The organism is Pararhodobacter marinus, assembly GCF_003122215.1.
GTDB classification, from domain to species: Bacteria; Pseudomonadota; Alphaproteobacteria; order Rhodobacterales; family Rhodobacteraceae; genus Pararhodobacter; species Pararhodobacter marinus.
Genome location: NZ_QEYD01000003.1, coordinates 260,279 through 273,179, shown reverse-complemented (window position 1 = coordinate 273,179; position 12,901 = coordinate 260,279). Strand labels below are relative to the sequence as shown.

Here is a 12,901-nt window from a genome sequence, read left to right as displayed (position 1 = left end):
CCGTCACTTGCTGAAGATAACACTCTGAGATTGAAGGCGGAGGTAAGGCAGGGTAGCAAGGTCGTACTTCACCATGAGTCGTTGAAATTGGCAATGCACTCATTGCCAGGCAAGGAACTTTATGGATGCCCGAGAACATAACCTTTCATTTTGAAGGTGCGCTTGCGGATGAGCACCGCATGAACTTCTATGAATCTGCCCGATTTCAGTATGCCGCTGCTCGCCTTCTCGTGAAGTTGTCCCAGTTCAGAGCTTCTGGAAGGTTCAACAAGAATATCTCAAGTAAGTCGAACCGTGATGTCAGACTTGTCAGCCAGTCCGACGGCTCGTTCAACATCAACGTGGAAGACAACGGCAAAGGCAAGTCCGACGAAGAGTTCATAGATCTGTCCTTGGGTGATTTGGTTGCTTATGTCAGCGAACGTGTAATTGAAAAGATAGATGAAGATTCTTTGAAAGAATATGGCCCGATCGGGCGCCGTGCGGGCGCGGACAAACCTCAGTCTAAAGTAGATGAGATTGCGGAAAGTATAGGCTCAGGAAAAGCCGAGCTTGATGAAGTCCCTGCGGATATACGGGATGTTGTCAGGCGTCGCCTTGCTGAAGTATCCAGAGAGGAACGAATGAATGAGAACACAGAATCAATAAAGAAAATTGATTTCGCTCGAAGTCAAAAATTGATAGCCATGTCTGCCCCGCTGATAAGTGAAATGGCGACTGCGCTGCGAAGGAGCGCGGATTCCCTTGAGGTGTCTTCCTCAGTTTCTGGAGCATTAAAGCCTGTCTTGTTCTTGGATCAGAATATGGCTGCGGAAATTGAAACATCTATTGTAGACAAGGAGATTACAGCTCTCTTGTGTGATGTAATTCAATTCAATAAAGACAATGGCTGGGGTAAGGTGAAAATTGAAAATGGAGCTGTGACAGTTAGCTTCAGCATTCCATACGACATCCTACCTCGAATCAAGCAGACTTTGATTGACACCATGAAAAAGGATCAGGTTTATCTCCAGACCTATTTTGTTCGTGATAGAGCGGGTGATGTTATTCGCCTGATAGTTGCTGGCATCCTTCCGACTCCCACAAATTGACTGAGGCTTTTTTGGGCTGGCTGGTTAAGGCGCAGATGAAGAGAGACTGGACCCAACTGAATGTCGCAAAGGCGGGTTGCATTCGAGTCCTTAGTCAAGTGGCCGCTTTGAGCCGGACGCCACGATGTCTCGCGTCGCGCCCGACCAATAGCCATGCGCCAAAACCGCCGCCTTGCCCTCACGTTCGCATCATGGAGACAAGGTGCGAGACAGCAGCGGCTGCGAACTCCGGCTCCGGTAACTCCAACGCATTGGCAAGCCGGCGCAGCGCCTCAATATCCGGAGCGGCTTCGGCTCCCGTGGTTAGATCGGACAGCCACGCCGGATCCAAGTCAGCTTCGGATGCAAGATCCTCCGATTTGATCTGACGAAGGTCGAGCAACCGGCTGAGTAGTTCCGGGAAGCTCGCTGACTTGTCCGTGAGGAGCATTGAGATGATCTGAGCCATCTGCGCCACCAGATCTTGCGACCGCTGCGGAATGAACCCGCGGCGACGCGAAAGCCACAGTCTGGCATCGGCCGTGTTGAGGCGGAACGACGCTTCTTCTTGGTTGCCACGAGAAATGCGCTGCACTTTTTCGAGCTTGAAGCCCTCTTTGCTGAGTGAGGTTCGCACAGCAGGAACCGTCATGTTCGCAAGCAAGGACAGTTCTCGGATGCTTGGCTGATACTCGATATACTCGAACTCATCAGAGTCGTAGAGAGCGAACCGCGCGTAGAATGTTTCGAGCATTCGTCTGAGGGGGAAATCGTTCAGCATGCAAAACGGCGATGGTTCTCCGTTGGCGTCTGTTTGAGGAAAACCTTCCATCAGTGCACCGACATCATGCCATTCGGAATCGATTTTTCTCGACGCTCCGTCCAACTGATAGGCATAATTATATGCTGCTTTTACCAAGATGAGCATTTGGTGTTCTGAGATGTCGAGCTCCTCGGACCTAACATCTTCGACTGACCGTCCACGAAAAGAGTCACGATCAAGGCAGAGGTAATCCGCAACCAAGTTCTGATCCTGCCAAGGGCCGAAGGTCTCCAAGATGCTTGCTTGGCAAAGGATCGCTTCGCGGACTTGATCCTCGATCTGCTTCCAAGTGTAAGGGATCTCACCGGCCTTGCTCATGCGGCGTTCCTTTCGAGATTCGCGATCTGGGCCTTGAGCCGCTGATGTGCCGCAATCAAAGGCAATGGATTTGTTTGGCGTGACGCGTCTTCAGGCTTCTTGCGGCCAAGGAATACAGCGACACGCTCGGCATTGGCTCCACTTGGATGCGGCATTCCGGACAAGATACGAGCAGGATCAAGAAGCCCTTCCTTGGCAAGATGAGACACAGCGGCCTCGGCCTTAGGGCCAAGCGGCAGCCAGATTGCCTTGCCCAGCAGCTGCGCTTCCTCGGCCAGATACGTATCAATCTGCTTGCGCAAGATAGGCGTCGACAGCATGTCAGGCGAGCCGTTGTAGTTCTTGCCATCCACGAAGACAGGATAGCGCAGCGCTGACGTAAAATGCACGTCCGTCGCACCGGGCTGAAACATAGCGGCCGTGCTTTGTTGCCCGAAGTGCTTCGCGACACCGATGGCGTCGAGCATCGCGACCAGATTGTTGCGGATTGAACTGCCAGAGAAGCTGGCTGTCAATTTCGCTTTCGCAAGCGTTGCTTCGAGACTGAGTGCGTTAGACGCTGCTTTTGCAGCGATCAGGGCGTTGACGGCTTGTGTCATGCCAGGCGTGATGCCGACCACGACCAGGCGAGCGCTCATCTCGATGCGGTCGAACGGCGCGTAGATAATGCGGATCGCACCAGACGCTTCAAGAAGCAGTTCGGGGGCTTTCAGCGGGTCATGGCAATTTTGGGACGTGATGCGCGGAAGCATTGCGCGGGCGATTGCAAGGTTCTGAGCCAAGTCAGGACTCCTCAAAGCGATTGTTTAGCGGCGAAAGCGACGCGTACGGCGCGCAGCTGTTACAACACGATCGCCGGATGCGACGATGATGTAGGCTCCGCGGTAGCGCTCGAGCTCGGCGGAGAGGCGACGGTCATGTTCAGCCGCCAGTGCGATGGCGCGACCATCCAGAGTCAGGCTGAGGGCACCTTTCGCGTGCCGCTCGGTGCCGTAGGCGTGGATCGTAGAGACAACCTCGATGGGCAGGCTGCGTTGGATGCGGCGGCGGTCAGCATGGCGAGTAAGGCGCATATCGATTCTCCTGACTGATAACGGTGAGATATCTGAATCACTAATTTACCACAAGAGAAAAGTGATGGTAGAGTGTTAGGTAAATCACTTTATTGGCTGTGGCGTGATGGGTCGGCTCGGCGCCACGCGCTCGGGGGCATTGTTTGCGCTGGTCGCAGCGAGGCACGACCTCCGTCTCATTCTGGTTCACGCTTCAAGTGTTTCGAACATGTGCCAACCGGTGGCGCGGCAGGCCCAGCAGGGATCAGCCTAAGCAGGTGTTAGGAAGCGTCCGATACCGGTTCCCTCCCGACACGTTCTCGATGTTGGCTGCGAAGGAGTGTGGGCACCCGCGGCCCGCCAAGGCAGCGTAGTGAAGAAAGCCGGCTACAAGCGGTGCAGTTCTGGGGATCAGATCAGGGCCACCGCCTGGCCTCCTCCCGACACACATCCTTGTCTTCGCGCATGAAAGCAAAGTAGCGTCAGACATTGATCATGTGGTTGAGTATTCCGGTAAGGCGACATGGATAAGAGGATTCTTAGCGAGCGCGATATCTGCTCGAAATTCATTACCCCCGCGCTGGTCGCCGCAGGATGGAACCTCACCACACAGATCCGCGAAGAAGTCAGCTTCACCAAAGGGCGGATCATCGTGCGCGGCAAGATGGTCAGTCGCGGTGAAGGGAAGCGCGCTGACTACATCCTCTCTGCCAAGCCCAACATCCCCATCGCCATTATCGAAGCGAAGGATAACAAGCAGCCTGTGGGTGGCGGTTTGCAGCAGGCCCAGGGGTATGCCGAAACGCTTGATATCCCGTTCGTGTTTTCTTCGAATGGCGACGGCTTCATTTTCCATGACCGAACTGGCACGTCACCCGAAGTCGAGCAAACATTGGGATTGGACGAGTTTCCGAGCCCCGATGAACTTTGGCACCGCTACAAGGTCTGGAAAGGTTTGACCGACGCGGAAGAAAAGATCGCTCTCCAAGACTACCACGACGACGGGTCCGGCAAGGAGCCGCGATACTACCAGGTCAACGCGATCAACAAGACGATGGAGGCGATTGCCAAGGGGCAAGACCGTGTTCTGCTCGTCATGGCAACAGGGACAGGCAAGACCTATACGGCGTTTCAAATCATCTGGCGCTTTCGCAACGCGTTCCCGGGCAAACGGGTGCTGTTTCTGGCCGACCGAAACGTCCTGATCGACCAGACCATGATCAACGACTTCCGGCCCTTCAGCGGCAAGATGGCGAAGCTCTCTACGCAGTCGAAGACCATCGAGCGTCCTGATGGGACGCAAGAAAGCGTGACCCTCGCGCTGGACAACAAGCGGCGGATCGACCCGTCCTACGAGATTTATCTTGGCCTGTATCAGGCGATCACCGGGCCAAACGAGAGCCAGAAGATCTACCGTGAGTTCTCCAAGGATTTCTTCGACCTGATCATCATCGACGAATGTCACCGGGGCAGCGCGTCAGCAGACTCGGCTTGGCGTGAGATTCTGGATCACTTCTCGTCTGCCGTGCAGATCGGCTTGACCGCGACTCCGAAAGAGACGGAGTACGCCTCGAACATCGAGTACTTCGGCGCACCGGTTTACAGCTACACCTTGAAGCAAGGCATCCGTGACGGTTTCCTCGCGCCTTACAAGGTCATCAAGGTCCACATCGACCGCGATGTGCAAGGGTATCGCCCGGAGAAGGGGCAGTTGGATCGGGATGGCGAAGAGGTCGAGGATCGGATCTACAACGCCAAGGACTTCGACCGCACGGTGGTGCTCGATGATCGGACCAAGCTCGTCGCAAAGAAGGTGACCGAGTTCTTGCGCGACAGCGGGGACCGCATGGCGAAGACCATCGTCTTCTGCGTGGATCAGGAGCACGCCGCGCGAATGCGGCAGGCCTTGATCAATGAGAATGCGGATATGGTTGCGAAGAATGCCCGCTATGTCATGCGCATCACCGGAAACGACAAGGAAGGGATCGACCAGCTCGGGAACTTCATCGACCCCGAGGCTTCCTACCCCGTGATCGTGACGACATCCAAGCTGCTGTCCACCGGTGTCGATGCTCAGACCTGCCGTCTGATCGTGCTCGATCGGGAAGTCGGGTCGATGACCGAGTTCAAGCAGATCGTCGGACGCGGCACACGCTTGCACGAAGACAGCCGGAAGCTGTTCTTCACGCTAATGGATTTCCGCGGCGCATCGAGCCATTTCGCCGACCCCGACTTCGACGGAGAACCCGTCCAGATCTACCAACCCGGCCCGGACGATCCTGTGACCCCACCGGACGATACCCCGACCAACAACGACGACACATCGGGCGTGGATGACATCGGTGAGAACGAGACCGTACTGATAGATCCGCGCAACGAAAGCATCCTGAGCACCACCGGCCCCGGTCCACGCCCGAAGGTCTACATCGACGGCGTGGGCGCCGACATCGTCGCGGAGCGCGTCGAATACCTCGATGAAAACGGCAAACTGGTGACTGAGTCCCTGCGCGACTACACCCGCAAGGCCATGCGTCAGCGGTTCACCAGCCTCGACGACTTCCTGCGCCGCTGGAAAGAAAGCGAACGCAAGAACGCCCTGATCGAGGAACTCGCCGATGAGGGACTGCCCCTCGACGTGATCGCCGACGAGCTGGGATTGGATCTCGACCCGTTCGACTTGATCTGCCACATCGCCTTCGACGCCAAGCCGCTGACCCGCAAAGAACGCGCCGAGAATGTCAAAAAGCGCGATGTGTTCACGAAGTTCGGCCCCCAGGCGCGCGCTGTTCTCGAGGCCCTGCTCGACAAGTACTCGGACGACGGTGTCATCAACATCGACGATCCCAAGATCCTGAAAATCAATCCCTTCTCCGGCATGGGCACCGAGGTTGAACTGATCCGGGCTTTCGGTAAGAAACCCGACTACATTCGCGCCGTTCATGAAGTGCAGGCGGCGCTCTACGAAGAAAGTGCCTGATCATGTCCGTCCGCAACCTCGTCAAGTCCATCCAGGACATCATGCGCAAGGACACCGGCGTCGACGGTGACGCGCAGCGCATGTCACAGCTGGTCTGGATGTTCTTCCTCAAGATCATGGATGACCAGGACGAGGCGCTGGAAATCACCCTCGACGACTACACCTCGCCCATCCCCGAGGACCTGCAATGGCGCTTCTGGGCGGCCGATCCCGAGGGCATCACGGGCGACGCCCTGCTGAGCTTCGTCAACGACGACCTCTTCCCGCGCCTCAAGATCCTGTCGCCGCAGAAAGGCCCCCGCGCCAAGGTTGTGCGCGATGTCTTCGAGGACGCTTACAACTACATGAAGTCCGGCCAGCTCATGCGGCAGGTGATCAACAAGATCAACGAGGTCGATTTCAACAACCTGTCCGAACGCCAGCACTTCGGCGACATCTACGAACAGCTGCTGAACGACCTCCAGAACGCGGGCAACGCCGGCGAATACTACACGCCCCGCGCCGTCACCGCCTTCATGGTGCAGCAGATGGACCCGAAGCCCGGCGAGATCCTCATGGACCCGGCCTGCGGCACCGGTGGCTTCCTGACCTGCGCCATGCGCCACATGCGTGACACCCACATCAAGCGCCCCGAGGACGAGACGCTGATGCAGGCCTCCCTGCGCGCGGTCGAGAAGAAACCGCTCCCCCACATGCTCTGCGTCACCAATATGCTGCTGCACGGGGTTGAGGAGCCGTCCTGGGTCCGCCATGACAACACGCTCGCCCGCCCGCTGGGCAGCTGGGGACAGGCCGACAAGGTCGACATCGTCCTGTCCAACCCGCCCTTTGGCGGCAAGGAAGAGGACGGGATCGAGAACAACTTCCCCACCTTCCGCACCCGCGAAACCGCCGACCTCTTCCTTGCCCTCATCATCCGCCTGCTCAAGGACACCGGCCGCGCCGCCGTGGTCCTGCCCGATGGCTCGCTCTTTGGCGAGGGCATCAAGACCCGGCTCAAGGAACACCTGCTTGAGGAATGCAACCTGCACACCATCGTGCGGCTGCCGAACTCGGTCTTCAAACCTTACGCCTCCATCGGCACGAACCTGCTGTTCTTTGAAAAGGGCACGCCCACGCAGGACATCTGGTACTGGGAACACCGCGTGCCGGAGACGCAGAAGGCCTATTCCATGACCAAGCCGATCCGGCTGGAGCATCTGGACGACTGCGCCGCATGGTGGGGCGGAGAGGCCCGCGAGGGGCGGCAGGAGAGTGAACGCGCCTGGAAGGTGTCGATCAATGATGTCCGGGAGCGCGGCTTCAACCTCGACATCAAGAACCCGCATGTCGTCGAGAAGGACTGGGGCGACCCCGAGACCCTGCTGAATGATCTGACCAAGGCCGAAGCCTCGGTCGACAGCCTGCGGGCCGAGCTGAAGGCCATCTTGACCGAGGCACTTGCCCGATGAACGCGGAACGGTTGCTGGAGGTTTACGACCAGATGAGCGAAGCGCCGGACGCCATCGCACGGCTGCGGCGGTTCGTGTTGGATCTGGCGGTGCGTGGGAAGCTGGTGGAGCAGGATGCGGGGGATGAGCCTGCGGCCCGCCTTGTCCAAAGGATTGAGGATAGGAAGGCCGAGATACTTAGCGAGAGTGGCCTGCGGAAGCCTCGCAAAGTCGCCGACATGGACCCTGCCGAGATTTGGGCAGACTTGCCAGCTAACTGGGCATGGAGCCAGATTTCGAACCTCGGGTTCATCTCACCACGGAATGAAGCCGACGACCATGTCGAAGCATCGTTCGTACCGATGCCGATGATCTCCACTGAATACGGCGTAGCGAACGATCATGAGGTCCGCCCTTGGGCAGAAATCAAGAAAGGCTACACGCACTTTGCAGAGGGTGACGTTGGTCTTGCGAAGATAACTCCCTGCTTTGAGAATGGGAAATCCACGGTTTTCCGGAATCTCACAGGCGGATTTGGAAGCGGCACGACAGAGTTGCATATCCTTCGCCCAGTCCTCGTCGATCCCGACTTCGTCGTTCTGTTCCTGAAGAGTCCTCAATTCATCGAGACTGGCATTCCAAAGATGACCGGCACCGCCGGGCAGAAGCGGGTTTCCAGTGAGTATTTTACAAGCTCGCCATTCCCGCTTCCCCCTCTCGCCGAACAACACCGGATCGTCGCCAAGGTCGATGAGCTCATGGCGCTCTGTGATCGGCTGGCGGAGGCTCGCAAGACGCGGGAGGAAGTGCGCGACAAGCTCACCGCCGCCAGCTTCGCCCGCCTGACGCCCCCTGATACCAACCCCGAGGATTTCCCCACCCACGCCGCCTTCGTCCTCGAAGCACTCCCCGCCCTCACCACGCGCCCCGACCAGATCAAGACCCTCCGCCAAACCATCCTCAACCTCGCCGTCCGCGGCAAACTGGTGGAACAGGACCTGGCGGACGAACCTGCGTCGGAGCTATTGAAGGCGATCGAAGCCGAGCGGCACCTAAAGGTCAAAGCCAAAAAAATCAGAACATCCAAGCCGCTTGCGGCCATTCGCAACGATGAGTTGCCTTTCGATCTACCATCAGGATGGGTGTGGGTGCGGCTCGGCAATATCATACAATTGATATCGGGGCAGCACCTTCAGCCGTCGGAATACTCAGAGAATATCGACGAGGGGCTTCCCTACATTACTGGCCCATCCGACTTTGGTTCAAATGGCGCAGTTGTCCGTCGTGCTGCCCTCGTCCGAAAGGCGGTCGCGATAAAGGGCCAGCTCCTTATCACAGTTAAAGGTTCGGGCGTTGGCAAGGCTATGATCTGCGACCTCAACGAAGTTGCAATCAGTCGCCAACTCATGGCGATGGAGCCGCTTGGCTGGGAGATAGGTTTCCTTGAACTCATCGCAGACCGCCTCGCTGTAAAGCTCCAAGAAGAGGCCCGCAGCCTTATCCCCGGCATTTCTCGAGAGGACATCAGCGAATTCGTAGTAGCCCTACCGCCTCTCGCCGAACAACACCGCATTGTGGCCAAGGTCGACGCCCTCATGGCCCTCTGCGACCGGCTGGAGGCCGCCCTGACCACCACCGACACCACCCGCATCCGCCTGCTCGAGGCCCTCCTCCACGAGGCGCTGAACCCCGCCACCGACGCCTTGGAAGCGGTGGAATGAGCGACCACGTCGACTGGGCGCGCGTCGCCGCCTTGCTCGACGATCTCTACACCGCGGCCGATGGCCTCGAACGGATATTCCCCGGTCGGAAATTCACCCTCGACGGCCATCTCGTCGGCAGCATTGGCGAGGTCGTCGCCGCCTACATGTTCGACCTTGACCTGAATCCGGCCTCCACCCACGGCCACGACGCCCGCGCCCGCGATGGTCGCCAGGTGGAAATCAAGCTGACCCAGGGCCGTGGCGTCGCAATCCGCCACGAGCCCGAACACCTGATCGTCCTGCACCGCCCCGTTGGCGGCCCGATCCGCGTAATCTTCAACGGCCCCGGTCCCGTCGCATGGGCCGCTGCTGGTGCGATGCAGAAGAACGGCCAGCGCCCGATCTCGCTCTCCCGCCTGACCGCACTGTCGAACGAATTGGCCGAGCAAGACCGTCTGCCGGTCCTGCGCCCTCCGCCCGTTTGATCCCACTTGGCATCCGCAGCCCGCCACCCAAGGAAATCCACGTCATGAACACCGGCCTGCCAAACGGCAAACGCATCCGCATTCGTTCTTTCTATGGCTTCAGCCCGGAAGACGACGGCTACGTCGGTTGGTCCAAGGAGACCGACCGCGACGCTTACCTGCGCAAGCTGAGCGACGGTGATCTGATCATGATCTACGGCGCCAGCACTTCCGAGACTGACAAGGCCGAGCGGTCCTACGTTCTCGGCTTTCTCGAGATTGAGGTGCGCGCAATCCGAGACGAAGACAAGGCTTCCAAGGTCGGCATGGAACGTAAAAGCGAGCGAGGCTGGCTGGGTCGTTGGAGCCACGCGATCCCGGTGCGCCGTGCTTGGCGTACTGAGGAGAAGCTGATGATCAGTCAGATCGCCTTCAACTCCTACCGCGCCGAGGCCGGGCAAGCACTGGCCGTACACGGTGCGGAACTGGATGACGACGAGATCGAACAAGCCCTGAAGATCAAGGTTAGGGAGGTCAATGTCTTCGGGGAACCCCCGGTGGAAACCCAAGAGACGGGAGCGATCCCGTTCGGGCAGGTGTTCAAACCGTCCAGGGCTTTCCCGGGCAGTCACGGCGAGCGCACGGCCAATTACGAGGACGGCGAGGCCTACGTTTACCTCGCCGTCTTCGAGGGCGACGGGCATGCGCTGCTCAATCGGCGGAAGGAGTTTGGCGACAAGTCCGTGGCCATGAAGATCGGGGTTTCGAACGATACCAAGCGCAGGCTGGCGGAATTGAACGCAGGCATCCCCCCGGCGGCCGGCGGCAAGTGGACGATCAGCATGATCTCGCAGCCCTTCGCTGACAAGAAATCGGCCGAAGCGAGCGAAACGCTCTTTAAGGAACGTGCCATCCCTCGACTGGAAAGCTTGGGCAGGGAGTTCTTCTGGGGCAGGCTTGACGACGCCAATTCTGTCTTCTGGTTGCTGCCCGGCATGGCGCGCTTTTCCAAGAAGTAAGGTGCCTTCGTCCCTTGATGTCGTGTCGAGGGCAACCTGCTGTCACTGAGAACAACCGAGCCGCCGCCTCGTCGGCGGCCCAGACGACGGAAAGATCTTGGTTCCCCTCCGACTGATCTTCAAACCTGCCACCTACCAAGGCAACCAGCCCGAACAACTCGCGCGCGGATTTCTGGAGAAATTTTCTTCTGCCCCGAGGAAATCGGCCAACCTGTCAGGCGCCAAACCACAGGAGAAGCGCCATGTCGAACGAAGAACGGTCGAAAACAGCGATGACAGCAGCGAACCTTCGCTGAAGGACCCTCCAGCAGGAGGCCCGCCGAAAGACTGCAGAAGCGCGTGCTGCACCGGTTGCCTGGCTTGGGCATCCTCTCCCTCCGGATTGCCTTCGATCCTCTCGAGTCAGCGATGGGCTATGCCGCCCGCCTCGCTGCGTTCCATATCCTCCGTGACTACGTATTCGAAAACATGGCAATGCCCGCCGGTTCACATGTGCTCGGGGAGGACCTTGGTGAGCGGCGGCTGCACACCTGTGCGAGCCTCGCACGTGAATGCGATGTTGATCGGCGCACCCTTCGATCCTTGCTGGAGGCGAAGGGTCTGATCCCCGCCGATACGGCCGAAGAGGCACTGCATGTTTTCGATGCTCACCTCGGTCGGGAAATCGCAGAGAGCATGCGTCGGCTTGTTCCGGTCAACAGCTTGCCCAAGCGGCTCCGGTGCACCCGCCCACTTGCCGAGCAACTCATGGAGGAACGGATCCTTTCTCCGATCGTGACCGAGCTCACTTGGGCCCGAGGCCGAACGAAGAAAAGCGTAGACGAGAAGGAAATCAAGGAGCTGATCCATCGCCTTTTCGTCAACGCAAAACCCGTCGGCAGCGTGCCGGATGGCATGGTTGATCTCGCGAAGGCGGCGATGAAGGCGAATGCCCCGGCGGGCGAGATCGTACACCTCATCCTCGCAGGCTACCTGAAGAACGTCGTTCGGATGATCGACGGCCAAGGGTTCGATGCGATCTATCTGGATCCAGCGGAAGCCAAGGCAATCGTGTCCGAAGTCATGATCGGCCTGTCGCCGATGGAGGTGTTCGGTCGTCTCCGCATCCCGGTTGCCTCGGGTTGGGAGCTGGTCCAGATGGGCATCCTGCCGTCACACAAGATCCTGACCAATGACGGCAAGCACGTCATTCACCGGTTTCCGCTGGATGCTGCCGAGCGTTTCCTTTCCGAGTTCACGACCGAAGTGCATATCGGAGCAGCCCTCGAACTTGGCGTGGACGGCCTGAAGCAGGAGATGAAAGCCGCCGGTGCGAAGCCGATGTTGCTGAAGACAGAAATCGGTGCGCGAATTTTCCGGCGGAGCGAATTGCCGGAGCGATTTCGGTTGTAGCGACATCCAGCCAAATCCAAGATCAAGAAGTGGCCGTCCCTCGGGGCGGCCACTTTTTTGCGTTCCGACATGGCGAGGATGCGAAACCCATAGCCAAAATAAGGTTGTTAAATGGCCGTTTTCGCCGCCGGATATTGTTCTGGTGCTCGTAAAATCAATGACTTGCGATGCCGCAATGGCCGTTTTTATGTTGTCGTCACAGTTGTTGAAATTGAAAGGACTAATTGTCCTTTGTAGGTAGTTTTTTGGCCATTCTGATAAGCACAACGTGACCACCGGGCGGAAACGCCCAGTTTTCGCGTATTATCAGCATGCACCTTGGGTGCAGAATTCGATTCTGTCCCGAGGAAGATGGTTCTGGGAGTCTCGCGGCCAAAAGGGTTTTCGGGAATTTATTTCGCAAGGATGGTCTTTTGTGCTTGCGTTACATTTGGCGGAAAGCACGGATCGAAAGCGCTATTCCGAAGGCGCGACCTTTGTCACGCTGTCCTGGGCGCAAGGAGCTTCTCGTATACAAGCTACGCTGGCAGCCTAGGAACCTGCCATGACTTCAGGGGCGCGAAGAGCTGAGCGCTGCAATCTCAAATGTTAGGCGGCGCGCTCCGACTGCGGTGGGCCGACTGATTTTCTCGGCGACGACAGATAAGAGGGCA

At 58.2% G+C, this 12,901-nt stretch carries 10 protein-coding genes; 7 read left to right on the top strand and 3 right to left on the bottom strand.

The window, feature by feature from the left end:
* Nucleotides 1-125 precede the first annotated feature (125 nt).
* Nucleotides 126-1,091: a hypothetical protein gene (locus C4N9_RS06210; protein ID WP_109532425.1), complete on the top strand. Its 966-nt coding sequence runs from the start codon at nt 126-128 to the stop codon at nt 1,089-1,091.
* A gap of 178 nt (nt 1,092-1,269) precedes the next feature.
* Here C4N9_RS06210 and C4N9_RS06205 read toward each other — a convergent pair whose 3' ends face one another.
* Genes C4N9_RS06205 through C4N9_RS21640 form a run of 3 tightly spaced genes read right to left on the bottom strand, consistent with a single transcriptional unit; the run spans nt 1,270 to nt 3,284 of the window.
* Complete coding sequence (locus tag C4N9_RS06205) at nt 1,270-2,211, bottom strand: hypothetical protein (protein WP_109532424.1); 942 nt, start codon at nt 2,209-2,211, stop codon at nt 1,270-1,272.
* Nucleotides 2,208-2,993, bottom strand: a complete 786-nt coding sequence (locus C4N9_RS06200; RefSeq protein WP_210403988.1) for a hypothetical protein — start codon at nt 2,991-2,993, stop codon at nt 2,208-2,210. The genes C4N9_RS06205 and C4N9_RS06200 overlap by 4 nt, the downstream gene beginning before the upstream one ends.
* A 24-nt stretch (nt 2,994-3,017) precedes the next feature.
* Entirely contained in the window at nt 3,018-3,284 is a 267-nt protein-coding gene (locus tag C4N9_RS21640) for a hypothetical protein (RefSeq protein ID WP_146195127.1), read from the bottom strand.
* 502 nt (nt 3,285-3,786) lie between these two features.
* Between C4N9_RS21640 and hsdR the strand changes: the two genes are divergently transcribed.
* From hsdR to C4N9_RS06170, 6 genes are all read left to right on the top strand, one after another.
* A complete protein-coding gene (hsdR, locus tag C4N9_RS06195; RefSeq protein WP_109532423.1) occupies nt 3,787-6,240 on the top strand; it encodes an EcoAI/FtnUII family type I restriction enzme subunit R in 2,454 nt (817 codons plus the stop codon).
* 2 nt (nt 6,241-6,242) lie between these two features.
* Nucleotides 6,243-7,691, top strand: coding sequence for a class I SAM-dependent DNA methyltransferase (locus C4N9_RS06190; RefSeq protein ID WP_109532422.1), 1,449 nt, complete (start codon nt 6,243-6,245; stop codon nt 7,689-7,691).
* On the top strand, nt 7,688-9,391 hold the full coding sequence (locus tag C4N9_RS06185; protein WP_109532421.1) for a restriction endonuclease subunit S: 1,704 nt from the start codon (nt 7,688-7,690) through the stop codon (nt 9,389-9,391). The genes C4N9_RS06190 and C4N9_RS06185 overlap by 4 nt, the downstream gene beginning before the upstream one ends.
* Nucleotides 9,388-9,858 (top strand): DUF6998 domain-containing protein, encoded by a 471-nt coding sequence (locus tag C4N9_RS06180; RefSeq protein ID WP_210403987.1) that lies wholly within the window; start codon nt 9,388-9,390, stop codon nt 9,856-9,858. Before C4N9_RS06185 ends, C4N9_RS06180 begins: the two co-directional genes overlap by 4 nt.
* A gap of 44 nt (nt 9,859-9,902) precedes the next feature.
* Entirely contained in the window at nt 9,903-10,856 is a 954-nt protein-coding gene (locus C4N9_RS06175) for a GIY-YIG nuclease family protein (RefSeq protein WP_245902477.1), read from the top strand.
* A 408-nt stretch (nt 10,857-11,264) separates the two neighbouring features.
* Nucleotides 11,265-12,248 (top strand): hypothetical protein, encoded by a 984-nt coding sequence (locus C4N9_RS06170; RefSeq protein WP_146195126.1) that lies wholly within the window; start codon nt 11,265-11,267, stop codon nt 12,246-12,248.
* Nucleotides 12,249-12,901 lie beyond the last annotated feature (653 nt).

Coding starts and splice junctions, on each gene's coding strand:
- C4N9_RS06210 (WP_109532425.1), top strand. CDS start 126: ATGCCCGAGAACATAACCTTTCATTTTGAAGGTGCGCTTGCGGATGAG.
- C4N9_RS06205 (WP_109532424.1), bottom strand. CDS start 2,211: ATGAGCAAGGCCGGTGAGATCCCTTACACTTGGAAGCAGATCGAGGAT.
- C4N9_RS21640 (WP_146195127.1), bottom strand. CDS start 3,284: ATGCGCCTTACTCGCCATGCTGACCGCCGCCGCATCCAACGCAGCCTG.
- hsdR (WP_109532423.1), top strand. CDS start 3,787: ATGGATAAGAGGATTCTTAGCGAGCGCGATATCTGCTCGAAATTCATT.
- C4N9_RS06190 (WP_109532422.1), top strand. CDS start 6,243: ATGTCCGTCCGCAACCTCGTCAAGTCCATCCAGGACATCATGCGCAAG.
- C4N9_RS06185 (WP_109532421.1), top strand. CDS start 7,688: ATGAACGCGGAACGGTTGCTGGAGGTTTACGACCAGATGAGCGAAGCG.
- C4N9_RS06180 (WP_210403987.1), top strand. CDS start 9,388: ATGAGCGACCACGTCGACTGGGCGCGCGTCGCCGCCTTGCTCGACGAT.
- C4N9_RS06175 (WP_245902477.1), top strand. CDS start 9,903: ATGAACACCGGCCTGCCAAACGGCAAACGCATCCGCATTCGTTCTTTC.
- C4N9_RS06170 (WP_146195126.1), top strand. CDS start 11,265: ATGGGCTATGCCGCCCGCCTCGCTGCGTTCCATATCCTCCGTGACTAC.